Source organism: Sediminicoccus sp. KRV36 (genome assembly GCF_023243115.1).
In the GTDB taxonomy this organism is placed as follows: domain Bacteria; phylum Pseudomonadota; class Alphaproteobacteria; order Acetobacterales; family Acetobacteraceae; genus Roseococcus.
The window spans coordinates 3,291,223-3,314,140 of record NZ_CP085081.1 but is presented as its reverse complement, the minus strand read 5'-3'; the positions used below and the strand labels follow the sequence as shown (position 1 = coordinate 3,314,140).

At 67.5% G+C, this 22,918-nt stretch carries 19 protein-coding genes and 1 tRNA gene; 12 read left to right on the top strand and 8 right to left on the bottom strand.

The window, feature by feature from the left end; genetic code table 11:
* Positions 1-7 precede the first annotated feature (7 nt).
* Positions 8-973 carry a tripartite tricarboxylate transporter substrate binding protein gene (locus LHU95_RS15690; RefSeq protein ID WP_248707900.1) on the bottom strand — a complete coding sequence of 322 codons (966 nt, stop codon included), beginning with the start codon at positions 971-973 and terminating at the stop codon, positions 8-10.
* A gap of 414 nt (positions 974-1,387) precedes the next feature.
* On the opposite strand from LHU95_RS15690, the gene LHU95_RS15685 reads away from it, so the two are divergent.
* Positions 1,388-2,077: a helix-turn-helix domain-containing protein gene (locus LHU95_RS15685; protein ID WP_248707899.1), complete on the top strand. Its 690-nt coding sequence runs from the start codon at positions 1,388-1,390 to the stop codon at positions 2,075-2,077.
* On the opposite strand, the gene LHU95_RS15680 is transcribed toward LHU95_RS15685, so the two are convergent.
* Positions 2,064-2,729 carry a uracil-DNA glycosylase family protein gene (locus tag LHU95_RS15680; protein ID WP_248707898.1) on the bottom strand — a complete coding sequence of 222 codons (666 nt, stop codon included), beginning with the start codon at positions 2,727-2,729 and terminating at the stop codon, positions 2,064-2,066. The two genes, LHU95_RS15685 and LHU95_RS15680, sit on opposite strands and share 14 nt — an antisense overlap.
* Positions 2,657-3,817 (bottom strand): M20/M25/M40 family metallo-hydrolase, encoded by a 1,161-nt coding sequence (locus LHU95_RS15675; protein WP_248707897.1) that lies wholly within the window; start codon positions 3,815-3,817, stop codon positions 2,657-2,659. The genes LHU95_RS15680 and LHU95_RS15675 overlap by 73 nt, the downstream gene beginning before the upstream one ends.
* Before the next feature lie 82 nt (positions 3,818-3,899).
* On the opposite strand from LHU95_RS15675, the gene LHU95_RS15670 reads away from it, so the two are divergent.
* The 6 genes from LHU95_RS15670 (at position 3,900) to LHU95_RS15645 (ending at position 11,255) form a co-directional block, all read left to right on the top strand.
* Positions 3,900-5,198, top strand: a complete 1,299-nt coding sequence (locus LHU95_RS15670; RefSeq protein ID WP_248707896.1) for a M28 family peptidase — start codon at positions 3,900-3,902, stop codon at positions 5,196-5,198.
* 104 nt (positions 5,199-5,302) lie between these two features.
* Positions 5,303-5,962, top strand: coding sequence for a DUF1028 domain-containing protein (locus tag LHU95_RS15665; RefSeq protein WP_248707895.1), 660 nt, complete (start codon positions 5,303-5,305; stop codon positions 5,960-5,962).
* 16 nt (positions 5,963-5,978) lie between these two features.
* The gene (locus tag LHU95_RS15660; RefSeq protein ID WP_248707894.1) at positions 5,979-7,493 is read left to right on the top strand and encodes an ABC transporter substrate-binding protein; all 1,515 of its coding nucleotides are present in this window, start codon (positions 5,979-5,981) and stop codon (positions 7,491-7,493) included.
* Entirely contained in the window at positions 7,493-8,452 is a 960-nt protein-coding gene (locus LHU95_RS15655; RefSeq protein ID WP_248707893.1) for an ABC transporter permease, read from the top strand. The genes LHU95_RS15660 and LHU95_RS15655 overlap by 1 nt, the downstream gene beginning before the upstream one ends.
* Complete coding sequence (locus LHU95_RS15650) at positions 8,449-9,270, top strand: ABC transporter permease (protein ID WP_248707892.1); 822 nt, start codon at positions 8,449-8,451, stop codon at positions 9,268-9,270. The genes LHU95_RS15655 and LHU95_RS15650 overlap by 4 nt, the downstream gene beginning before the upstream one ends.
* Positions 9,270-11,255 carry an ABC transporter ATP-binding protein gene (locus LHU95_RS15645; RefSeq protein WP_248707891.1) on the top strand — a complete coding sequence of 662 codons (1,986 nt, stop codon included), beginning with the start codon at positions 9,270-9,272 and terminating at the stop codon, positions 11,253-11,255. Before LHU95_RS15650 ends, LHU95_RS15645 begins: the two co-directional genes overlap by 1 nt.
* A 2-nt stretch (positions 11,256-11,257) precedes the next feature.
* On the opposite strand, the gene LHU95_RS15640 is transcribed toward LHU95_RS15645, so the two are convergent.
* Both LHU95_RS15640 and LHU95_RS15635 read right to left on the bottom strand, forming a co-directional pair.
* Positions 11,258-11,971 carry a Rid family hydrolase gene (locus LHU95_RS15640; protein WP_248707890.1) on the bottom strand — a complete coding sequence of 238 codons (714 nt, stop codon included), beginning with the start codon at positions 11,969-11,971 and terminating at the stop codon, positions 11,258-11,260.
* Positions 11,968-12,384: a RidA family protein gene (locus LHU95_RS15635; protein WP_248707889.1), complete on the bottom strand. Its 417-nt coding sequence runs from the start codon at positions 12,382-12,384 to the stop codon at positions 11,968-11,970. Before LHU95_RS15635 ends, LHU95_RS15640 begins: the two co-directional genes overlap by 4 nt.
* A 333-nt stretch (positions 12,385-12,717) precedes the next feature.
* Between LHU95_RS15635 and LHU95_RS15630 the strand changes: the two genes are divergently transcribed.
* Positions 12,718-13,716, top strand: a complete 999-nt coding sequence (locus LHU95_RS15630) for a DUF808 domain-containing protein (RefSeq protein ID WP_248707888.1) — start codon at positions 12,718-12,720, stop codon at positions 13,714-13,716.
* Between the two features lie 10 nt (positions 13,717-13,726).
* On the opposite strand, the gene LHU95_RS15625 is transcribed toward LHU95_RS15630, so the two are convergent.
* Positions 13,727-16,528, bottom strand: coding sequence for an ATP-binding protein (locus tag LHU95_RS15625; RefSeq protein WP_248707887.1), 2,802 nt, complete (start codon positions 16,526-16,528; stop codon positions 13,727-13,729).
* A gap of 261 nt (positions 16,529-16,789) precedes the next feature.
* Positions 16,790-17,356, bottom strand: coding sequence for an invasion associated locus B family protein (locus LHU95_RS15620; protein WP_248707886.1), 567 nt, complete (start codon positions 17,354-17,356; stop codon positions 16,790-16,792).
* Positions 17,357-17,449: 93 nt separating this feature from the next.
* Here LHU95_RS15620 and LHU95_RS15615 point away from each other — a divergent pair.
* Both LHU95_RS15615 and LHU95_RS15610 read left to right on the top strand, forming a co-directional pair.
* A tRNA-Pro gene (locus LHU95_RS15615) sits at positions 17,450-17,526 on the top strand.
* 44 nt (positions 17,527-17,570) lie between these two features.
* Entirely contained in the window at positions 17,571-19,190 is a 1,620-nt protein-coding gene (locus LHU95_RS15610; protein WP_248707885.1) for a peptide chain release factor 3, read from the top strand.
* 11 nt (positions 19,191-19,201) lie between these two features.
* Here LHU95_RS15610 and serB read toward each other — a convergent pair whose 3' ends face one another.
* Positions 19,202-20,095 (bottom strand): phosphoserine phosphatase SerB, encoded by an 894-nt coding sequence (serB, locus tag LHU95_RS15605; RefSeq protein ID WP_248707884.1) that lies wholly within the window; start codon positions 20,093-20,095, stop codon positions 19,202-19,204.
* 29 nt (positions 20,096-20,124) lie between these two features.
* Here serB and miaA point away from each other — a divergent pair, with 29 nt between their 5' ends.
* Both miaA and LHU95_RS15595 read left to right on the top strand, forming a co-directional pair.
* The gene (miaA, locus tag LHU95_RS15600) at positions 20,125-21,066 is read left to right on the top strand and encodes a tRNA (adenosine(37)-N6)-dimethylallyltransferase MiaA (RefSeq protein WP_248707883.1); all 942 of its coding nucleotides are present in this window, start codon (positions 20,125-20,127) and stop codon (positions 21,064-21,066) included.
* A 52-nt stretch (positions 21,067-21,118) separates the two neighbouring features.
* Positions 21,119-22,918, top strand: a complete 1,800-nt coding sequence (locus LHU95_RS15595; protein WP_248707882.1) for an acetolactate synthase 3 large subunit — start codon at positions 21,119-21,121, stop codon at positions 22,916-22,918.

Genomic DNA, 22,918 nt, shown 5'->3' with positions numbered 1-22,918 from the left:
AATTCCGTTACTGCAGTGTGATGTTGGCGGTGCGGATGACCTGCGCCCAACGCGCCGTCTCCTCGCCAATCAGGGTGGCGAGGTCTTCCGGGCTGCCATCGCCGCGTTCGGCGCCCAGGTCCCGGAAGCGCAGGGCCATGGCAGGCTCGGCGAGGATCCGGCGCAGCCCCTGGTTGAGACGCAGCACGGTGGGGCGCGGCGTGCCGGCGGGCGCGAAGACGGCGAACCATGAATTGACCTCATAGCCGGGCACGGTCTCGGCGACACTCGGGAATTCCGGAGCCGCCTGGCTGCGCTGGGCCGAGGTTACGGCGATGGCACGCAGGCGCCCTTCGCGGACATGCTGGATGGCGCCGGGAAGGTTTTCGAACATCATCTGGATCTGCCCGCCCATCAGGTCGGTCAGCGCGGCGCCGCTGCCGCGATAGGGCACATGGACGATATCGGAACCTGTCATCAGTCGGAACAATTCTCCCGAAAGATGGGTGGTGGCGCCCGTTCCGGCCGAACCATAATTGATCCGCCCCGGCGCCGCGCGCGCGGCGGCGATCAGATCGGCGATGCTGTGGATCGGCAGCGCCGGATGGACCACCACAATGTTCGGAACACTCGCGATGAGGGCCACCGGCGCGAAGTCACGCACCGGGTCATAGGGCAAATTGGGATAGAGGGCGGTTGCTGTGGCATGGGTACCCGGCGTGCCCATCAGCAATGTGGCGCCATCCGGCCGCTGCTGAGCGACGAAATGCGTGCCGATGGTGCCCCCGGCACCTGGTCGCAGATCAAGCACCAGGGGTTGGCCGAATTCGGCCTGAAAGCGCTCGGACAGCAGGCGGGCAAGGATGTCCGTCGTGCCACCGGGTGCGAAGGGGACCACCATGCGCGTGGCCCGCTGGCTCAGATCCTGCGCGCGGGTCGGCAGCGAACGAAGCGCGAGGCCGCCAGCCAGGTATGGCAGGGCACGTCTATGCATCGCCGTTGCCGGCCCGTTCCGGGTGATCGGATTTCATGGAATATCTGTCAAGCGGCATGCATGGTGCATGGCTGATTTTGTCCGGACAATCTAGTATTGTTTTGCATGGAGAGCAAAAAATCTGGCCGCGGCGTGCTGGATTTCGAATGGCCGTTCGGCAAAGAGTGGCCCAAGGGAAGCCTCGATCTGGTTTGGTTTTGGGGAGCCGAATGAACCTGCGTTCCGTATCGTGGAACGGCTGAGGTTGGAATGTCAAACGGCGCAGTCGGGTAGATAAATGAAGAAACGAGGAGGGTCCTGGCGATTGTGGGGTGCCATTGACGTGCAATCGCGCCGGGCATTTAATCGGTGAGAATGCAACCACCGTGCACAAGTCATTTGCCTCAGACGCACCGCCCCGGCGGCGTCGTGGCGGTGGAACGCAGTCTGGCCATCCTCGACGCTTTCCTGGGGCCGCTTCAGTCACGCGGCCTCTCGGAACTGGCGCGCGCCACGCAATTGCCCAAGCCCACCGTCCTGCGCAGCCTCGTTTCGCTGGAGCGGATGGGCTATGTCGTTCGTCTGGCGGATGGCCGGTATCAGCTTGGCGCCCGCCTTCTCCAGTTGGGCGAAGCCTATCGGGCGCATTTCCGGCTGGAGGATCACGTCCTGCCTGTTCTGCGCCACCTGGCGACGGTGACCGGAGAAAGCGCTGCCTTCCAGGTGCGCGAGCAGGAGAAGCGCCTGACCCTGTTCCGCGTGGAAAGTCCGCAATCGGTGCGTGACGTGCAGGGATTGCCCGCTCTTCTGCCGCTGGATGGCACCTCGGTCAGCCAGGCCTTGCTTCGCGCGGATTGGGCGGCCGAACTGGCCCGTGGAAGGCCGGCCGTCTTCTACACCGCCGGAAAACTCAATCCACAGACCGCCTCATTGTCCACCGCGGTCTATGGCGTTGGCGGATTGCTGCGGGGGGCGCTGAACATCAGCGGCCCCATCGAGCGCGTTTCGGCGGCGGATTTGTCGGCCCTGGCGCACCATATCGCGGTTGCGGCGGCGCGGCTTTCCACGGGCCTCGGCGCGCCGATGCCTGAGCGCCAGCCCGCCCCAGAACTCATTCGCCCCTGACGCCCAGCAAGGCCGCCACGTGGGATTTCAAAGCCGGGAGCACTTCCGTCACGAACCAGGGGTTCCGCCGTATCCAGTTGGTGCTGCGCCAGGAGGGATGGGGCAGCGGGAAGAATCGCGGCCCATATACGGCAAATCCCTGGACGGTCTGGGCCACGGTTTGCCTGGTTGCGCCACCCAGATAGCGCCGCTGGGCATAGCTGCCGACCAGCAAGGTCAGGCGGAGTTCTGGCAGTTGCGCCAGCACGCGCTGATGCCACAGTGGCGCGCATTCCGGGCGCGGTGGCAGATCCCCGCTGGTGCCCGTGCCAGGGTAGCAAAAGCCCATGGGCATGATGGCGATGTGCCGTGTGTCGTAGAACAGCAACGGTGATATGCCCATCCAGTCGCGCAGACGTGCGCCGCTGGCATCATCCCATGGCGTGCCGCTGGCATGCACGCGGGCGCCGGGCGCCTGGCCGATGACGAGCAGCCGTGCCGTTGCCCCCAGCCGCACCACCGGGCGGCATCCGGCGGGCAGATGGGCCGCGCAAACCCGGCAGGCCGCGATTTCGGCCTGGAGCCCGTCCAGCCCCTCCTTCAGCGGCCCGCCGAGGCCATCAGCCCCGCCAGCACTGCGCCGCGCGTGACGATGGAGGGCACTTCCACCCATTCGCGCCGGCTGCAGGTCTCGTGCGTGATGGGGCCGAGGCCATCGAGCGTCGGCACGCCAAGGCGCGCGGCGAAGCTGCCATCCGAACCCCCGCGCGAGACCACCTGATGCACCGGAATACCCAGCGTGGCGCAGAAGCCCTCGGCCTTGGCGTAAAGTTCCCGCGTGCCCGCATGGGTCGGGAAGGCCGGGCGGGTGAAGCCGCCGCGGGCGGTGATGGTCACGCGCGGATCGGCGGGCGGGCGGGCGGCGATGGCGCGCACCTCGGCGAGCAGTTTCTCGCCCGCCGCGTCATCCGGCGCGCGCAGGTCGAGGTGGAGTTCGGCCGAGCCAGGCACCACCTGCCGCGCCTCGCCACCGCGCAGGATGCCGACCGTGGCGCAAAGCCCGTTCGGCGGGTCGCCCAGTGCCTCCAGCGGAGCCACCAGGGCGGCGAGGGCGGCGATGGCCGAAGCTCCCTTTTCCCGCGCGGAACCCACATGGGCGGTGATGCCCGTGGCGTTCAGGTAGAAGGCGCCGACCGCACCACGGCCCACCACCATGCCGCCAGCGGGGCGGCAGGGCTCCAGCGTCAGGCAGAGATCGGCCTCGCGCGATTCCGCCTCCAGCCAGGCGCGGCTGCCGGGGCTGCCGATCTCCTCATCGGGCACGATGCAGAGGGTGATGGAGGCGAGGTGCCCCAGCGCCTTCTCGGCCAGCAGCATGCGGATGGCGTGCAGCGCCATCACCACATTGGTCTTCATGTCGCCCACGCCGGGGCCGGTGATGCGGTCGCCTTCGTGGGCGAAGGGCCAAACGGCCGCGATGCCTTCCGGCCAGACCGTATCCGCATGGCCCAGCACCAGGATGCGCGGACCATTGCCGCCGAGCGGCAGCCGCGCCGTCATCTGGTCGCCAAAGCCGGGCAGGGGGGTGCGCTCCACCGCGAAGCCCATGCCCGCTGCCATGCCCGCCCAGATATCAATCACGGCGTTCACGCCGCCGGCCATGTAGCTGCCGCTGTCAATGTTCACGCAGCGCTCCGCCATGGCGAGGATTTCGGGGAGGGCCGCCTGCATGCCGGCGGCGTGGCGTTGGATGTCGGTCATCGGGCGCTCCGGGTTTGTCCGGTCAAGCCTAGACCGATGCCGCGCGGCGCGTCACCCTGGAGGCGCAATCCAGGAGGCGGCGATGCTCAAGCCAGGCGTGATGGAAACCGTGCTCGGCCGCATCTGGGCCTCGCCCCGCATCGCCGAAGATTTCGCCGCGATCTGCGCGACGGGCGGCCGCTTCTCCGGCACAGCAAGCGAGAAGGCGGCCGTCGAATGGCTGGCGCCACGCCTGGCTGAAGCGACGGGTGCCGCCGTGACGCGCGAGGCAATCCCCTATTGCGGCTGGACGCGCATCGGCGCGCGCGTGGTGGATGCCGCCGGCACCACTCATCCGGCCGAGGCGCTGGGCCGCTCCCCCGCCACCCCGCCCGAGGGGCTGGAGGCCAGGCTGCTCGATCTCGGCCGCGGCACGCCCGAGCAAATCCTGGCGGCGGGCGAGGCGGTGCGGGGTGCCATCATCCTGGTCCGGCATGAATTCATGGTCGGTACCGGGCACATGCACCGCCGGAAGAAATACGAATGCGCGCGCGATGCCGGGGCGGCGGGCTTCCTGATTGCCTGCCATGAGCCGGGGCTGCTGCCGGTGACTGGCTCAGCTGGCAACGGGGCGCCGGGCAACATCCCCTGCGCGGGCTTGTCCCACGAGGCAGGGGCGGCGTTGTCCGCGCAATCCGGAAGCCGCATTCGCTTTTTCGTGGAGGGCGTCTTCGAGGATCGTCACGCGGAAAACCTGCTGGCCACCGTGCCCGGCCAGGGCGAGGAGCTGGTGGTGCTCTCCGCCCATATTGATGGCCATGACCTCGCTTGCTCGGCGATCGACAATGCCACCGGCCTCGCTTGTGCGCTGACGGTGATCGAGGCGATCCGCGACATCGTGCCGGGCCTCGCGCGCGGCGTGCAGGTGGGGCTCTTCAACATCGAGGAATGGGCGCTGCTGGGCTCCGCCGCGCATCTGGCGCAGCTGGCGCCGGATCAGCGCGCCAAGCGCGTGCTGAATGTGAACCTGGATTCGCTGGCCGGGGCCGAGGGCCTCACGGCGCTGACCAGCGGCGTGCCCGGCATGGCGGAATTCCTGGCGGCGGCGCTGAGCCCGGCGGGCTTGTCAGTGGGCATCAGCGCGCCCTTCATGGGCAATTCGGACCATGCGAATTATCTGCGGCACGGCATCCCGGCGCTGCGCCTTTGCGCCGGCTTCGACCGTCCGCAATCCAATATGCGCTTCCTGCTGACGCCGGCCGATACGCCCGACAAGGTGCACCCGCATCAACTCAAGCTCGCCGCCAGCATCGCGGCGCTGCTGGTGCTGGCCGGTTGCGCCAGCGACGCACCCCCCGTGCCCAGGCTGGATGAGGCGACGGTGCGTCGGATTACCGCTTGATGCGGGGGCAGATTGCCACCCCACTGGGCAGCATCGGCGCTTTTTTCTGGACATTCGCCCGCGCCACCCCCTGACATGACCCCGAAGCGGAGTAGCCTTCCCCCATGACCTATTCGCTCCTCGGCCGATGCGCCCGCACCGGGCAATTCGGCGCCGCCGTGACCACCTCCAGCATCGCCGTCGGCTCCCGCGTGCCGCATGTGGCCCCCGGCGTGGGGGGCGTGCTGACGCAGCACCGCACCGATCCGCGCCTGGGACCACGCGGGCTGGAATTGCTGCGCAGCGGCTGCTCGGCGGAGGAGACGCTGGCCGCACTCGTTGCCAGCACGCCGCATCACAAGTGGCGGCAGCTGGCCGTGCTCGACGCACGAGGCCGCACCGCGCATTTCCATGGGGCCGCGGTGAAGCCCGCGCTGAATGCCGTGCATGTCCCGGATTGCGTGGCGCTGGGCAATATCCTGGCAAATGATCGTGTCCCCGCCGCCATGGCCGCCGCCTTCACGGCCAGCGCCGACCAGCCGCTGGCCGAGCGCCTGGTGCGCGCCATGGAGGCGGGCGAGGCCGCGGGCGGCGAGGGCAAGCCCGTGATCTCGGCCGCGCTAGTGGTGATGGAAAAGGAGATCTTCCCGCTGGTGGATTTGCGTGTGGACCTGGCGCCCGACGCCATGACCGCGCTGCGTGCGCTCTGGGATGCCTATGCCCCTTCCATGCGGGAATTCGTCACCCGCGCCCTAGATCCCGACGCCGCACCCGGCGTGATCTGAACCAGGAGAGACCCCCATGCTGCTCCCCCGCCGTTCTGCCTTGGCCATCCCCGCCCTGGTCAGCGCCGTCGCCCTGCCGCGCCCCGGCGCATCACAGGCCGGTGGCGGCACCTTGCGCATCGCGATGAGCGCCAATCTGCGCGCACTCGATCCCGCCAAGACCACGATCGGCGAGGAGTTCATGCACTCCGTCTTCGTCTTCAACGGCCTGACGCGGATGACGGAAGACCAGGCCGTGGTGCCCGAGCTGGCGGAATCCTGGACCTATTCGCCCGACCTCAAGACCTGGGAATTCAAGCTGCGGCGCGGCGTGAAGTTCCACCACGGGCGCGAGATGACGGCCGATGACGTCATCGTGACCTATCGCCGCATCCTCGACCCCGCGACGGGGGCGGCCAGCCGCAGCAATTACGACATGATCGAGCGGATGGAAGCGCCCGACCCCTACACGGTGATCTTCCGCCTTTCCTATGCCTATGGCGGCTTTGCCGACATCCTCTCCGACCGCCAGGTGAAGATCGTCCCCGCTGACAAGCTGGATGAGCTGGCGACGAACCCCATCGGCACCGGGCCTTTCGTGTTTCGCAGCTACGCGCCGGGCGACCGCGTCAGCTACGCGCGCAATCCGAATTACTGGGAGGCCGGGCCGCGTTTCGATGCGGTGGAAATGCGCATCCTGCCCGAGATGTCGGTGCGTATCGCAGCCCTCCAGGCGGGCGATCTGGACGTGGTCTGGGACCTCGGCCCCGAGAATATCCGCGCCCTGCGCGAGGCGCGGAATGTGCGGGTGGAGAGCATCCCCACCGCATCCTGGGATGGCGCCATCCTGAACAACAGCATCGCGCCCTTCAATGACCCGCGCGTGCGCCGCGCGCTGAACCTGGCGGTTGCGAAAGCCGACGTGGCGGAGGCGGTGCTGTTTGGCGAGGGTGCGCCCACGCACAGCCCCATCGCGCCCAACCATCCCTTCTTCGCCAGCGATATTCCCTTCCCCGCGCGCCCCGATGTGGCGACGGCCCGGCGCCTGCTGCGCGAGGCGGGGCACACCGGCAATCTGCGCGTGCCGCTGGTGATCCCGGTGGGCCGCCCGGTGCGGGAGCGGCTGGGTGTGACCTTGCAGCAAATGGCGCGGCCGGCCGGCTTTGAGTTTGACATTCAGCGCGTGCCCTTCTCACGCTACTCGGCCGAGGTGGCAGGCAAGGCGCCGGCCTATATCGACGGCTATTTCGCGCGCCCGACGATTGATACCTCCACCTTCCCTTTCCTGCATTCGCGCGGCAGCCAGAATGAGCGGCTGTGGATGTATAACGAGCCGCGCGTGGATGCCGCACTCGAAGCCGCGCGCCTGACCGGCGATCTGACGCAGCAGAAGACGCATTACGTGGCGATGCAGCGCGCCATGGTGGAGAACCCGCCCGGCTACATCGCCTATGCCCAGAAATTCGCCTGCGCCTATCGCAGCGCAGTGAAGGATGTGAAGACGCACCCGATGCGCTGGTTTGATCTCAGGGCCGGATTTATCGCCTCCTGATGGCGGGCTTCCTTGCCCGGCGCTTCCTCTCGGTCGTCTTCGTCCTTTGGGCGATGACGATCCTCGTCTTTGCCATCGTGCATATCTTGCCCGGCAGCGTCGCGCACATGATCCTGGGCGAGTTCGCGACCAACGCGTCGATTGCCGCGCTGGAGGAGAGGCTCGGGCTTAACCTGCCTTTGTATGAGCAATATTGGCGCTGGTTCAGCGGCCTCATGCGCGGGGATTTCGGCCAGTCCCTGACCATGGACCGTCCCGCGGGCCCCGTGATCCTGGAGGCCTTGGGCCGCTCGGCGATCCTCGCTTCCATCAGCATCGTGCTGGTGGCGATCATCGGGATCGCGCTGGGTATTCATTCGGCCACGCATGTGGGCTCCTGGGCGGATCGCGGCCTCACGCTGATGCAGTATTTTTTCATCGCCGTGCCGGAGTTCTTCTGGTGCATCCTGGTGATCATCTTCTTCGCCGTCTGGCTCGGCTGGCTGCCGGCCACGGGCTACACGCCGCTCGCGGATGGCGGATTTCTCGGCTGGGCCGAGCATCTGATCCTGCCCGTCTCGACGCTGGTGCTGGGCTTGATCGCGCATGTCTCGCGCCTCACGCGCTCCTCCATGCTCGAAGCCATCGAGAGCAAGTATGTGCTGGCCGCCCGCGCCAAGGGCCTGCCTGAGCATATCGTTCTGCGCCGCCACGCTTTGCCCAATGCGCTGCTGCCCACCATCACCGTGCTGGCGGTGGATGTCGGCATCCTCATCGGCGGCATCGTGGTGGTGGAGAGCGTCTTCGCCTTCCCGGGCTTGGGCCGCATGCTGATCTACGCGATTGATAACCAGGACATTCCGCTGATGATGGGCGGCATGATCGTCATCACCGCGATCTATGCGCTGGCCAATCTCGTGGCGGATATCCTCTACGCCGTGTTGAACCCGCGCATTCGCGTGAGCGGCACGGCCGGATGAATCATATCCCGCGCACGCTCTGGGTGGGCGGCGTGATTGTCACGGCTATCGTGATTCTGGCCATTCTCGGCCCCTGGATCGCGCCTTTTGAGCCGGATGCCTTCAATGTCCGCGCCAGGCTGCAACCGCCATCCAGCACCTACTGGTTCGGCACGGATGAATTCGGGCGGGATGTGTTTTCGCGCGTGCTGGCGGGTGCGCATCACTCGCTGCTCATGGGGTTCGGCGCCACCGCCATTTCGCTTGCCATCGGCGTGCCGCTGGGCCTCGTGGCCGCGTTTCGCCGTGGCTGGGCGGAGGAGGCCATCATGCGCGGCGTGGACTTGATGATCTCCATTCCGCCCGTGTTGCTCGGGCTTCTCATCCTGGCCGTGACCGAGCCTGGCCTGGGCAAGACCATCCTTGCCGTGGGCCTGGTCTATGTGCCGATCATGACGCGCGTGGCCCGCGCCGTCGCACTCGATCTGCTCTCGGAGGATTTCGTGGAGGCAGCGCGGGCGCGGGGCGAGGGCGGATACCACATCCTGGTGCGCGAAATCCTGCCCAATGCCTGGCCGCCGCTGATCGTCGAGACGGCCCTGCGCATCACCTTTGCCATCCTGCTTGGTTCCGCGCTGAGCTTCCTTGGTCTCGGCCCGCAGCCGCCAGACAGCGAATGGGGCCTGATGATCGCGGAGAGCCGCCCTTTCATCAGTGAGGCGCCCTGGATCGGCCTCGCTCCCGGCCTGTGTCTTTGCGTGCTGCTGATCGCGGTCAACATCGTGGGCGAGGGGCTGCGGGACCTGCTTGATCCGCGTTTACGGGGGCGCGGACATTGATGCTCTCGATCGAGCGGATGTCGCTGCAATACGCCACCCAGCGTGGGTCAGTGCATGCGTTGCAGGACGTCTCTCTCGCCATTCCACGCGGCGGTGCAATGGGGTTGGTGGGGGAAAGCGGTTCGGGCAAGTCCTCCGTCGTGCTGGCCTTGCTCGGCCTGCTGGGCCAGGGCGCTACCCTCACCTGCGACGCGTTGCGCTTCGATGGCGAGGATCTGCGCGAAGCCGCCGCACGCTTGCGCGGCCGCCGCATTGGCGTTGTGTTCCAGGATCCGGCCGCTGCCCTCAACCCCTCGCTGACCATCGGCTTCCAGGTGGCCGAGCCCTTGATCCAGCATCAGGCCATGCCGCGCGAAGCCGCATGGGCCCGCGCCGTAACGCTGCTTGGCGAAATGGGCATCGCCCGTGCGGCGGAAGTGGCGCGCGCTTATCCGCACCAACTCTCGGGCGGCATGAAGCAGCGCGCGGTGATTGCAACCGCACTGGCCTGCGAGCCCGAGTTGCTCCTGCTGGATGAGCCGACCACGGCCCTCGACGTCACGGTGGAAGCGCAGATCCTGGACCTGCTGGAGAAGCTGCGGCATGAGCGTGGTGTGTCCATGCTGCTGGTCAGCCACAATCTCGGCATCGTGGATCGGCTCTGCGACGACCTGACCGTGCTCTATGCCGGCCGTGTGGTGGAGCAGGGCCCTTGCGCCGAAGTGTTGGCGGCACCCAGCCATCCCTATACACGCGGATTGTTGGGCGCCCTGCCGCGCGTGGATCGCGGCCGCATGGCGCGCCTCGCCCCCATTCCGGGCGGCTTGCCGGATCTGACGCAGCCCATGGCCGGCTGCAATTTCCAGCCGCGTTGCCCCTTCGCGGTGGAGGCCTGCGCTGGGCCGCAGGCGCTGCTGGGGGCATCGCGCCTTACGCGTTGCCATCGCATCAGTGAGATCGCCGGCGCGCCCTGGCCCATCCCGCCTGCGCCGGAGGCCGTGGTGCGCCCCGTGCCCACGCCGCTGCTCCAGGCCGATAGCCTCAGCCGCAGCTTTGGCGGGGGTGGCGTCTTTCGCAAGCGCGCCGGGGTGCGGGCGGTGGATGGCGTCTCGCTCAATATCGGCCGTGGTGAGGTACTGGGCCTGGTGGGTGAATCCGGCTGCGGGAAATCCACGCTCGGCCGGCTGGTGCTGCGCCTCATCGCCTCGGATTCCGGCGCCATCCGGTTTGACGGCAAAGCCATCCCGCCCGAGGCTTCCACCGAATTCCGCCGCCGCGCGCAGATCGTCTTCCAGAACCCGGATTCATCGCTCAATCCGCGCCAGACGGTGGATGAAGCGCTGCGCCGGCCACTGACCCGCTTTGGCATTGCCAATGGTGCCGCCGCAACGCGCGAGGTGGAGCGTCTGCTGGAACTGGTGCGCCTGCCCCCCAGCTATCGCAGCCGCTATCCGCACCAGATGTCGGGGGGTGAGAAGCAGCGCATCGGCATCGCCCGCGCGCTGGCCAGCCAGCCGGATTTTCTGGTGTGTGACGAGGCGGTCTCAGCACTCGATGTCTCGGTCCAGGCGGCGGTGCTGAACCTGCTGACCGATCTGCGCGATGCATTGGGCGTGGCCTATCTGTTCATCTCGCATGATATCGGCGTGGTGGCGCATATCGCGGATCGCATTGCGGTCATGTATCGCGGCGGCATCGTCGAGGAAGGCCCGGCCGCACAGGTACTGGCACCGCCCTATCATCCCTACACGGAGGCGCTGCTTTCGGCTGTGCCGGTGGTGGGGGCGCATGGGCGCGCCGCCGGGCGCATCCGCCTCAAGGGCGATGTCTCCACCGCTCAGGGAAGTGCTGGCTGCCGCTTTGCGCATCGCTGCCCGCGGCATATCGGCGCGATCTGCGACACGGAGGTGCCGCCGATCCGGGAGTTCGGCGCGGCGCATCGCATCGCCTGCCATTTGCCGGCGGGGGAACTTGCGGCCATGCCGGGAGCGCTGGGGGCTGGCTGACGCTACAGCACCGCGTGCACATCAATCTCCATCAGGATTTCCGGTGCGGCCAGGCCCTTCACGACGAACAGCGTGTGGGTGATGGGATGCACGGAAAGCACCGGCATGAGAGTTGCCATGACCGGCGTGATATAGGCGCGGTCGGTCACGTAGACCGTCGCGTGCACGGCATCCGCCAGGGTGGCACCCGCATCCGCCAGAAGCTTTTCCACATTGGCGATGGCGATGCGCGCCTGCCCGCCCGCATCTCCCACGGTCGAGAAGCCGCCCTCCAGCGTCAGCCCGGTCTGGCCGCGCAAAAAGACCCGCTTGCCCGCTACGACGGCCATGCAGAACTCCGCCTCGAAAGGTTGCTTTTCCAGGCCGTAGGGCATGCTGGTCGAGCGATAGGGGCGAAGGCGCTGATGCGGTCCGCCAGGCACGGCGAAGGCATCCAGCTGGAACAGCGCCGCCGGGTCATGCAGCGCCTTCACGATGAGACCGGTGCTGACCGGGCGCACCCCCAAGAGGCGCCGCCCCATCACGCCATAGACTGCCTGGCGCCAGGCGCGGTCGGTGATCTGCATGGTGATCTTGCAGAGATCGGTCAGCCGCCCGCCCTGTTCCGTGATGCGCGCCTCCAGCGCGTCGAACACCGCCTCAGCCTGGGCGGCGGCGGCTTTGGCCGTGTGGGTCGGCGCCACATGGCCCGCCGAAATGCCCCCCAGATGGATCACGCCTCGTCATCCGGGATGACGGCGTCAATATCAATTTCCACCAGCATCTCCGGCAGGGCGAGGCCGTTGACGATCAAGCCCGTGCCAACCGGCGCGATGTCACCCAGATGCCGGCCCACCACCTGATAGACGGCCTCGCGATAGGCACGGTCTGTGATGTAGGTCGTGATCTTGCAGATATGCGCCATTTTCGAGCCGGCTTCCTCCAGCAGCACCTTCACATTCTTCATCGCCTGGTCGGCCTGGGCGGCGGCATCGCCATGACCCACAAAGCCGCCCTCGAAGGTGAAGCCGGTCTGTCCTCGCAGGAAGATCAGATTGCCGGCCCGCACCGCCATGGACATCTCGTTCTTGACGTCATGGTCCTTGTAGTAGAGGCCGGTGTTGAAGCGGCGAAAGCGTTGATGCGCCATGGGCGTCTCCTCAGGGCTTGATCATCCGTGGGACGGGGCCACGGCCCGCACTCAAGGTGGCATGCTGCGCTCCTCATCGGGCCGCGCCTAGAGTCTGGCCGCCTGGGAGGGCGGCAACAAAGGCCGCGATCTCGGTTGGGACGGCTGGCCGCAGCGCGGAATTTCAGCACAGGGCGCCACTTCGCGATGGCCGCGAAGCCCCAGGGCCCCCGCCACCACCGGGCGGGGGTCGGCCGGCTGGCCTTTTCTGCAGCGCGTGCCATTCAAGAAAACTTCCATGAGACACTTGCATCTTTCGGCCCGTCGCGCGTTCTGACGCGCATGAGCACCGGATTGATCGCCCTCCTCGATGATATTGCGGCTCTCGCCAAGGTCGCCGCTGCGAGCCTGGACGATGTGGCCGCGCAGGCGACCAAGGCGGGCGCCAAGGCGGCCGGCGTCGTGATTGACGATGCCGCGGTCACGCCGCGCTATGTGGTGGGCTTCGCCGCTGCGCGTGAGTTGCCCATCGTGCGCCGCATCGCCGTGGGCTCGCTGAAGAACAAGCTGCTCTTCCTCCTGCCCGCAGCGCTGGCACTGGGGCTGTTCCTGCCCGGCGCCATCACGCCACTGCTCATGCTGGGCGGCGCCTTCCTCTGCTACGAAGGCGCCGAGAAGCTGTGGGAAAAGCTCGCGCCGCATGACGCGGCCCTGCACGCGGCAGCGCCGGAGCCACTGGATGCGCAGGCGCTGGAGAATGCCAAGGTGCGCGGCGCGATCCAGACGGATTTCATTCTCTCGGCCGAGATCATGGCAATCGCGCTGGCCACCGTGCCGGATCAGGGCTTCTGGATGCAGGCCATCGTGCTCAGCGTGGTGGCCATCGGCATCACCATCGTGGTCTATGGCGCCGTGGCGCTGATCGTGAAGGCCGATGATATGGGCGTGGCGCTGGCGCTCCATACGGCCCCCGTCAGCGGCAGGCCCGCCGCGCCGAACGCGTTGGACCGCCTGCTGCGTCCGCTCAGCCAGGCGCTGGGGCGTGGCCTGGTGAAGGGCATGCCGCCCTTCCTGACCCTGCTGGGTGCCGTGGGCACGGCCGCGATGCTTTGGGTTGGTGGCGGCATCCTGCTGCATGGGATGGAGACGTTGGGTCCCATCGCGGTGCCGGCCTTTGCGCACCTGGTGGCACATGCTGCGGCCGGGGCGGTTCCGGCGCTGGCCAGCAGTGTCGAATGGCTGGTCCATGCCGCGCTCGCAGGGGTGTTCGGCCTTGGGGTGGGTGCGGCGCTGATCCCGGTGGTCGCCTGGGTCGTGCTGCCGATCGCGCGGCGCCTGCGGCACGGCCCGTAAGGCGCGAAGCTCAAGCGCCCACCGAGACCGATTCCAGCAGCGGGACCGTCTCTGCCACGATGCGCGGCACGGCCTGCAAATATGGGGTCACGTCCTGGCCGGCCCGGATGGCGCGCTGCAGCCGGTCAATCCCGGCGGTCAGCCGCTCGGCGCCCAGGCTACGTGCTGGCTCCATCACCATATGCGCGGCCTGGCGCATGCGCGTCACATCCCGCGCAATATGGGGCTCGGCCAGCACGTCGCAGCCCTGGATGATCTCGTCCACCATGTCGTGCATGGCATGGCTCGCCATGGGGCCGAGTTCCGCCAAGGCGCGGCGCAGCGTGATCCGGTTCACCAACGGGGGCTCATCGGGCGGCAGCACCATGGCGGGCAGGGCGGCGCGCCAGGAATGGCCGGCCATCAGCTCGGCCATGGCGGCAAACAGAGCGTCGCGGTCAATCGGCTTGGCGAGATGCCCATCCATGCCCGCCTCGTAGCAGGCCGAGACCTCCTCCGGCAGGGTCGAGGCGGTGACGCCGAGGATGGGGGTCGCGCCCTTGGGGGCCGGCAGCGCGCGAATGCGGCGCGTGGCCTCCAGCCCGTCCATGCCTGGCATATGCACATCCATCAGCACGATGTCATAGCTCTCGCGCTCGACCGTGCTGACGGCGCCGCTGCCGCTGTTGACGAAATCCACATGATGCCCGGCCGGGGCCAGCAGTGCCTGGATCACGAGGCGGTTGGGCGCCAGATCATCGGCCACGAGAACCCGCAACCCGGCCGGCAGCGGCACGGAGGGCACGATCGGCGCCACCGGCTCAGGCCGGGCGGAAAGCGTTCGCAGAGGCAATTCCAGCCAGAACAGCGCACCGGCACCCGGCTCGCTGTCGCAGCCGATGCTGCCCCCCATCGCCCCGGCCAGGCGCGCGGTGATGGCGAGGCCGAGGCCCGTGCCCAGCCCTTCCGATTCCGCATGCGGGGAGATCTGCGTGAAGTCGCGGAACAGCAGATGGCGCTTGTCGGGCGGCACGCCGGGGCCGCTATCCTGCACCTCGATGCGCAGCCCCACCTGGTTGCGGCCAAGGGTGCGCACGCGCAGATCCACCCGCCCGCCAGTGGGCGTGAACTTCACGGCGTTGGAGAGCAGGTTCAGCAGCATCTGCCTCAGCCGCATGGCATCGGCCTCGACCACTTCCGGCATGGCGGGCGAGATATCGAGCGTGAGGCGCAGGCGCTTGCGGTCCACATCAGGCGCCATGAGGCCCACACAGGCCTCGAACAGCGGGCGGAGTGTTACCGGCCGCGCATCGAGGTCGAGCTGCCCAGCCTCGATCTTCGTCAGGTCCAGCAGGCGATTCACCAATTCGCGCAGATGCCCGCCTGCATCATGCAGCAGGCGAAGCTGGTCGCGCTGGGTGTGGCCCAGGTTGTTGTCCTGCATCAGCGCCTGGGCGAAGCCGAGCATGGAGTTCAGCGGCGTGCGCAATTCATGCGACATGCGGGCGAGGAACATGCCCTTCGCCTCATCCTCGGCATGGGCGGCGTCCCGCGCGCGGGCCAACTCCTCATTGGCGCGCTTGAGCTCGGTGATGTCGGTGCGGATGCCGATGGTGCCACCATCGGGCGTCATGCGCTCGGTGATCAGGATCCAGCGCCCATCGGGGAGCAGGGATTCGAGCGGCGGCCCCTTGGAGCGGCGCCAGCGCACCATCTCGTCGATCGCCGCCTCGATGTCGCCGGTCAGTTGCGGAAATTGGCCGCGCAGCGCCCCTTCGCGCATGATGTCCCGGAAATAGGCGCCTTCGCGGATGAAGGGCGCGCTCAGCGCATACATCTCACGGAAGCGCTGGTTGCAGATCACCAGGCGGTCATCGGGGCCGAAGAGGACGAAGCCATCCGTCATGCTGTCCAGCGCGCTGGCGAGGGTGCTGCGCCAGCGATCGCGGTCGCTCTCGGCGCGCTCCCGCTGGCGGAGCATGATGGAAAGCAGCCCTGCCAGCGTCACGATGAGCATGCCGAACGCCGCCGAGAACAGGATGGCCGGCCAACGATCCGCGGACCACGCCGCCAGCGCGGCGTCCCGCGTCATGGTCACGCGGATGGTCAGGTTGCCGTAGAGCGTGGGGCGGGTCAGTGCCAGGACGGGCGGTCCGGTCGTAGCATCGGGTTTGGTCGCGATCTGCGCTTCCTCATGCGGCAGGGCAGCGAGCAGCATGCCGTCATTGCGCATCAGCGTGATGCGAAGCCCAGGCGCCTCCCCCCCTGACGCCAGCAGCGTGCTGAGATGCGCCAGCGGAATTTCGGCCATGGCGGTGGCATTGGGCAGGCCCGCCACACTCACCGGATTGGCGAAGAACAAGCCCCACTCGCGCGAGGCGGGGTTGCGGATGGGCCCGCCGATGCGCAGGCCACCATCATGCAGGCCTGACTCATTGAAGCTGGGTCCGGTCGGTACCGGCAGGCGCCGGCGGCGATAGACACTGAGCGCCGTTGCCACCGCCTGCCCGCTGGAATCCAGCAGCAGCAGGTCCCGGTAGATGAGGTTCTGGTTGTTCAGTTCTTGCAGGACTTCGCTGGCGCGGGCCGGATCGAAGCGGCCATCCCGCGCGGGGCCGAGGATGACGGGCAGGCCAAAGAGCAGCGATTCGACCTGGGTGAAGTGGCGGTTGATGTTGGCTTCCACGGCGCGCGCGATGCGGTCCACCGTCTGGTTTGCCTGGGCAATGGCCTCCTGCCGCCCGCGTTCAAGCATCAGCCCCGTCGCCAGCGCCTGCACGAGCAGGATGGCAACGGCAGCGACCAGGACGGTGCGGCGGAGGGATCGCGTCAAGGCAGGATCAGCCGCGGCATGGCCGTTCCGCGCTCAGCGAGCCTGCCGTGAGCCTGGGTGGATGGCGGCACGTCGCATGATCACCGACTCCGGAAGGGTTCGCCGCCGATTCTTCGTGCAGCAAAATAAAATGCCCTAGAATTTAGATTTGTCTCTGATCCCCAAACCTATCTGGGCTTGGGTGATTCGACAACGAAAGAAAGCCAAAGCAACTATTTGCGTGACGCTGTTACAAAAAAGGCTCAGCCTGCCAGTTGCTGCTCAAAATCCCTCTCGCGCCAGGGCGTCCAGGGCCGCCCCGAAGCCGCGAGTCGAGAAGGGCAGCGCCACTTCGGCATTCAGCGCATCCCGATATTCCAGCCGCCCCTGTGCGTCGCGCGCGCGGATGCGGGTCAATTGGGCGGCGCTGACATCGGCCTCCGCCACGCAGCCGCGGGGACCACAGGCCCGCAGGGAGACCGTGATGGGCGGCCCGCGATCCGGCAATTGGATCAGCATCGGGGTTGCAACGGTGATATTGGCGGGAATCAGCACCAGAAGGCGCATGGGGTCGCTGCGCTGCGCCCGGCCGAAGGCAAATTGCGCCACGGGTTGGCGGCGCTGATCCTGCAGGGATTGCAGGATTTCGCAGCCACGCGGTGCTGTGCCCCGTGTCTCACAGCGCAACAGCCAATCGCCGAAATTGGCCGATGTCACGTTGGTGGCCGGAGCCTGGGGCTGCGCCCGCACCATGGGCGCGGCCAGCAGGCCGGCTGCCAGGGCGAGGCTCCAGACGCTTGGATGCAATCTTTGGAAGGTCATGCTGCCGGTATAGTCCAGTCGCGCCATGGAGCGAACGGCCGGAATGTGACGAAAGCCAACAAGCCCCCCGCCCTGACCCCCCTTGGACAAGCGCGCAACGGGTGGTAAGGCCTCCCGCGTCGGAGCGTAGCGCAGTCTGGTAGCGCACCAGTCTGGGGGACTGGGGGTCGTGGGTTCGAATCCCGCCGCTCCGACCATTCCGACGCCCCCTTCAGCGTATCGCGTCGCGGAGATGTTTCCCTTGGACCAGGTCACCCCCGAAGCACGCCCGACGGATGCGGCCCATGAGGCCGCGCGCCGGCGCAGCTTCGCGATCATCGCCCACCCCGATGCGGGCAAGACCACGCTGACCGAGAAGCTTCTGCTGAAGGGCGGCGCGATCCAGCTTGCCGGCCAGGTCCGCGCCAAGGGCAATCGCCGCGCCACACGCTCGGACTGGATGAGCATCGAGCAGGATCGCGGCATTTCCGTCGCCACCTCGGTCATGACCTTCGAGCGGGATGACCTGATCTTCAACCTGCTGGACACGCCGGGCCACGAGGATTTCTCGGAGGATACCTACCGCACCCTGACCGCCGTGGACGCCGCGGTGATGGTGCTGGACGCGGCCAAGGGCATTGAGGCGCAGACTCTCAAGCTGTTCGAGGTCTGCCGCCTGCGGGATATCCCGATCATCACCTTCATCAACAAGATGGACCGGGACGGCCGGGACCCGCTGGAATTGCTGGACGAGATCGAAAAGACCCTGGCGCTGGACGTCTCACCCGCCGCCTGGCCGGTGGGGCAGGGGCGGGACCTGCTCGGCGTCTATGACCTGCTGGACCCTGCCTTGCGCATGCTGGATACGGCGGATGGCAGTCATATCCCGCTCTCCGGGCTCGATGATCCGGCGCTGGAGAAGCTGGTTCCGGCCGCGCTGCTCGCGGAATTGCGAGACCAGGCCGGCCTCGTGACCGGGGGGTATCCCGAATTCGACAAGGACGCATTCCTGCAGGGCAGCATGACGCCGGTGTTTTTCGGCAGCGCGCTGCGTGATTTCGGCGTGGGGCATTTGCTGGATGGCCTGGCGCGCCTGGCCCCGCCGCCCCGCCCACGTGCCTCGGATGCGCGGATGGTCGCCCCGGGTGAGCCGAAGCTGACCGGCTTCGTCTTCAAGGTGCAGGCGAACATGGACCCGCAGCATCGTGACCGCGTGGCCTTTCTGCGCATCTGTTCGGGCCGCCTGCAAAAGGGCGCCCGCCTGCTTCAGGTCCGCACCGGCAAGCAGGTGCCGGTGAACGCACCGCTGTTTTTCTTCGCAAAAGATCGGCAGGTGGCGGAAGAAGCCTGGCCCGGCGACGTGGTGGGCATCGCCAATCACGGAACCTTGCGCATCGGCGATACGCTGACCGAGGGCGAGGCCATCAATTTCCGCGGCGTCCCCTCCTTCGCGCCCGAGCATCTGCGCCGCGTGCGGCTGGATGACCCGATGCTGGCCAAGAAGCTGAACAAGGCGCTTGAACAACTCGCGGATGAAGGCGTGGTGCAGATCTTCCGCCCGCTGGATGGCTCGCCCCCCGTGATCGGGGTGGTGGGCCTGCTGCAGATTGACGTGCTGCAAAGCCGGCTGAAGGTCGAATACGGCGTTCCAGCCAGCTTCGAGCACACGCAATGGGAATATCTGCGCTGGGTGACCTCGGAGGATCGTGACGCCGTGGTGCGATTCAGCCAGTTCAACCGCAGCGAATTGGCTGAGGATCACGATGGGGAGCTGGTGGCGCTGTTCACCTCGGATTGGCGCCGCAAGCGCGCGGAGGAGGAGTGGAAGATGCTGCAATTCCACGCGTTGCGCGAACAGCATAGTCTCTCGGAAGGGGGCTGATCCCCGGCGGGTCAGGCCACCACGAAATCCGCCGCCCGATAGCCCTGCGCAAACAGCAGGCCGCGCAAATCCCCATGCTCGATCCGATGACGTGCCGCCGCTGCCACACTGGGCTTGGCCCGATAGGCGACGCCCAGCCCGGCGGCCTGGATCATCGCCAGGTCATTCGCGCCATCGCCGATGGTGGCGGCCTCGCTCAGCGCCAGCCCATGCGCGGCGGCGAGGCGCTTGAGTGTCGCCAACTTCGCATCGCGGTCCAGGATGGGCTGGCCAACCTTGCCGGTGAGCTTGCCGCCGCGCAGCAGAAGCGTATTGGCGTGGTGCTCATGAAAGCCCACGCGCTTCGCCACCCGCCCCGTGAAATAGCGGAACCCGCCCGAGACCAGTGCGGTGCGTGCGCCATGCTTGCGCATGGTGCGCACCAGCGTCTCCGCACCCGGCATCAGTTCCGTCGCTTTCCACGTCTCCTCCAGGGCGGCGGCGTCGAGGCCCTTGAGCATGCCGACCCGCTCGGTCAGGGCCTGCCTGAAATCCAGCTCGCCATTCATGGAGCGCGCCGTGATCTCGGCGATTTGATCCTTGAGGCCGGCAAAGGCGGCGATCTCGTCCAGCGTCTCGGTGGTGATGATGGTGCTGTCCATGTCCGCCAGCAGAAGCTTTTTACGGCGGCCCTGGGCGGGCTGGGCGATCAGGTCCAGTGCGGCGTCACCCAGCGTCCCTCGCACGGCGGCGATGGCCTGCTCGGCCGCGAGGGCCGTGAAGGGCAGATCCGCCGCTTCGCCCTCCGCCAGCCAGTCCACTGCGTCACAATCGGCGCCGAGCGCGCTCAAGGCCGCGCGCGCGGCATTCAGATGGGCGGGCGCAAGCGCGCCAGGCTGGGCGATCAGGGTCAGGATATGGGGCATGGCGGGCGGACCATGCCGGGGTGCGGCGCATGACGCAACCGCGGGCACTCATCATCGCCGGCCCCACGGCGTCCGGAAAATCCGCACTGGCCTTGGAACTGGCGGAACGCTTCGGCGGCACCGTGATCAATGCCGATGCGATGCAATGCTATCGCGAGCTTCGGGTGGTCACGGCCCGCCCCCCACCGGAGGACGAAGCCCGCGCCCCGCACGCGCTGTATGGGGTGCTGCCTGCGGCCGAGGCTGGCTCCGTCGCCTGGTGGCGCGAAGCGGCGCTGGCCGAGATGGCCCGTGCCCGGCTGCCGATCCTGTGCGGCGGGACAGGGATGTATCTGCGCGCCCTCACCCAGGGGCTCTCCGTCCTGCCCGAGATTCCACCACCTGCCCGGGAGGAGGCGCGCGCGCGCCTCGCGGCACTGGGAGCCGAGCGTCTGCATGCCCAATTGCCCCCGGAGGATGCCGCGCGGCTCCGCCCCTCTGACAGCCAGCGCATTGCGCGCGCGCTGGAGGTCTGGCTGGCCACCGGGCAAAGTCTCGCGGCGTGGCACCGCACAGCGCCCCGGCTGCCGCCCGCCGATTACGACTTCAGGGCAATCCTGCTGACCCCGCCGCGCGAGCAGCTCCATCCGGCGATCATCGCCCGCTGGGCCATCATGCGGGCCGAGGGCGCGCTGGAGGAGGTGGGCGCATTGCTGGAGCAGGGGCTGGACCCAGGCCTGCCGGCGATGCGCGCGCATGGGGTTCCCGAACTTGCCGCCGAATGGCGAGGTGAGGCGTCTCCCGCCGAGGCGGATGCCCGCGCCATCGCTGGGACCTGGACCTACACGCGGCGCCAGGCGACGTGGTTTCGGCATCAGGAACTGGTCGCCCCCGCGGCAACGCATAGGATCAATGCGCGAATCGCGGGTCTTGCGCAATTTTCAGAAAGAAATGCACCTGAAATCTTCGCATTTCTTCAGCGGGCCGGTTGACGCGCCGCAGCACGGCCCCTAAGCCTCGCCTGCCAGAACACGAGAGATCACCATGTCCGCCACCACAGCCCCCGCCGCCGACGCCACCGTGATGACCGGTGCGGAAGTCGTTCTCCGCGCGCTGAAGGATCAGGGCGTGGATGTCATCTTCGGCTATCCCGGCGGCGCCGTCCTGCCGATCTATGACGCGCTGTTCCAGCAGAATTTCATCCGCCACATCCTGGTGCGCCACGAACAGGCGGCGGTGCACGCGGCCGAGGGCTATGCGCGCTCCACCGGCAAGGTGGGCGTGGTGCTCGTCACCTCCGGCCCCGGTGCCACCAATGCGGTGACGGGCCTGGTGGATGCGCTGATGGACAGCATCCCCGTGGTCTGCCTCACCGGCCAGGTGGCGACGCATCTGATCGGCAATGACGCCTTCCAGGAGGCCGATACGACCGGCATTACCCGCCCCGCCACCAAGCATAACTACCTGGTGAAGCGCAGCGAGGACCTCGCGCGCGTCATGCATGACGCCTTCTATGTGGCGCGCAGCGGCCGCCCCGGCCCGGTGGTGGTGGATCTGCCCAAGGACATCCTGATCAGGCCGGCGCCCTATGTGGACGCGCCCGCCGTGACCACGCCGCATCGCAGCTATCGGCCCGTCACGTCGCCTGATCCGAAGCGCATCCTGGAAGCCGTACAGGCGCTGAAGCGCAGCGAGCGCCCCGTGATCTATGCCGGTGGCGGCGTGATCAATTCCGGCCCCGAGGCCTCGCGCCTGCTCGGCGAGTTCGTGCGGATCACGGGCATGCCATGCACCAACACGCTGATGGGGCTGGGCGCCTTCCCGGCCTCGGACCCGCTGTTCATCGGCATGCTGGGGATGCACGGCACCTACGAAGCCAACCTCACGATGCATGGCTGCGACGTGATGTTCAACATCGGCGCCCGCTTCGATGACCGCATCACCGGGCGCCTTGATGCCTTCAGCCCCGGCTCGAAGAAGATCCATGCCGATATTGACCCCTCCTCCATCAATAAGAATGTGAAGGTGGATGTGCCGATCGTCGGCGATGCCGGTCAGGTGCTCGCCGCCATGATCGAGTGCTGGAAGAGCGACCCGACGCCGGTGGCGAAGGAAGCGCAGGCCGCCTGGTGGCGGCAGATCGACCAGTGGCGCGCGCGTAACTGCCTTGCCTATGTCCAGGCGGGGCCGATCATCAAGCCGCAGCACGCGGTGAAGCGCCTGTTCGAGATCACGCAGGAACTGGGGCGCGAGACCTTCATCTCCACCGAGGTGGGCCAGCACCAGATGTGGGCGGCGCAGTATTTCGGCTTCGACAAGCCGAACCGCTGGATGACCTCGGGCGGGCTCGGCACCATGGGCTATGGCTTGCCGGCCGCGATGGGCGTGCAGATCGCGCATCCGGATGCGCTCTGCATTGATATCGCCGGCGAGGCGTCCATCCTGATGAACATCCAGGAGATGGGCACGCTCGCGCAGTATCGCCTGCCGGTGAAGGTCTTCATCCTCAACAACGAATATATGGGCATGGTGCGCCAGTGGCAGGAGCTGCTGCACGGCAGCCGCTACTCCGAGAGCTATTCCGAGGCGCTGCCCGATTTCGTGAAGCTCGCCGAAGCTTTTCACGCCCGCGGCTTGCGCGCCGAGACGAGCGACCAGCTGGATGACGTGATCCGCGAGATGATCGCCCATCCCGGCCCCGTCATCGCGGATATCTGCGTGGCGAAGGATGAGAACTGCTTCCCGATGATCCCCTCGGGGGCGGCGCATAACGACATGATCCTGGGCCCGGACCAGGAGAAGAACGCGCGCGCGGTCACCGACGACGGAATGGTGCTGGTCTAA

Coding starts and splice junctions, on each gene's coding strand:
- LHU95_RS15620 (WP_248707886.1), bottom strand. CDS start 17,356: ATGGCGCGACTGGACTATACCGGCAGCATGACCTTCCAAAGATTGCAT.
- LHU95_RS15645 (WP_248707891.1), top strand. CDS start 9,270: ATGCTCTCGATCGAGCGGATGTCGCTGCAATACGCCACCCAGCGTGGG.
- LHU95_RS15660 (WP_248707894.1), top strand. CDS start 5,979: ATGCTGCTCCCCCGCCGTTCTGCCTTGGCCATCCCCGCCCTGGTCAGC.
- miaA (WP_248707883.1), top strand. CDS start 20,125: ATGACGCAACCGCGGGCACTCATCATCGCCGGCCCCACGGCGTCCGGA.
- LHU95_RS15670 (WP_248707896.1), top strand. CDS start 3,900: ATGCTCAAGCCAGGCGTGATGGAAACCGTGCTCGGCCGCATCTGGGCC.
- LHU95_RS15595 (WP_248707882.1), top strand. CDS start 21,119: ATGTCCGCCACCACAGCCCCCGCCGCCGACGCCACCGTGATGACCGGT.
- LHU95_RS15675 (WP_248707897.1), bottom strand. CDS start 3,817: ATGACCGACATCCAACGCCACGCCGCCGGCATGCAGGCGGCCCTCCCC.
- serB (WP_248707884.1), bottom strand. CDS start 20,095: ATGCCCCATATCCTGACCCTGATCGCCCAGCCTGGCGCGCTTGCGCCC.
- LHU95_RS15635 (WP_248707889.1), bottom strand. CDS start 12,384: ATGGCGCATCAACGCTTTCGCCGCTTCAACACCGGCCTCTACTACAAG.
- LHU95_RS15650 (WP_248707892.1), top strand. CDS start 8,449: ATGAATCATATCCCGCGCACGCTCTGGGTGGGCGGCGTGATTGTCACG.
- LHU95_RS15690 (WP_248707900.1), bottom strand. CDS start 973: ATGCATAGACGTGCCCTGCCATACCTGGCTGGCGGCCTCGCGCTTCGT.
- LHU95_RS15680 (WP_248707898.1), bottom strand. CDS start 2,729: ATGGGTGGAAGTGCCCTCCATCGTCACGCGCGGCGCAGTGCTGGCGGG.
- LHU95_RS15665 (WP_248707895.1), top strand. CDS start 5,303: ATGACCTATTCGCTCCTCGGCCGATGCGCCCGCACCGGGCAATTCGGC.
- LHU95_RS15655 (WP_248707893.1), top strand. CDS start 7,493: ATGGCGGGCTTCCTTGCCCGGCGCTTCCTCTCGGTCGTCTTCGTCCTT.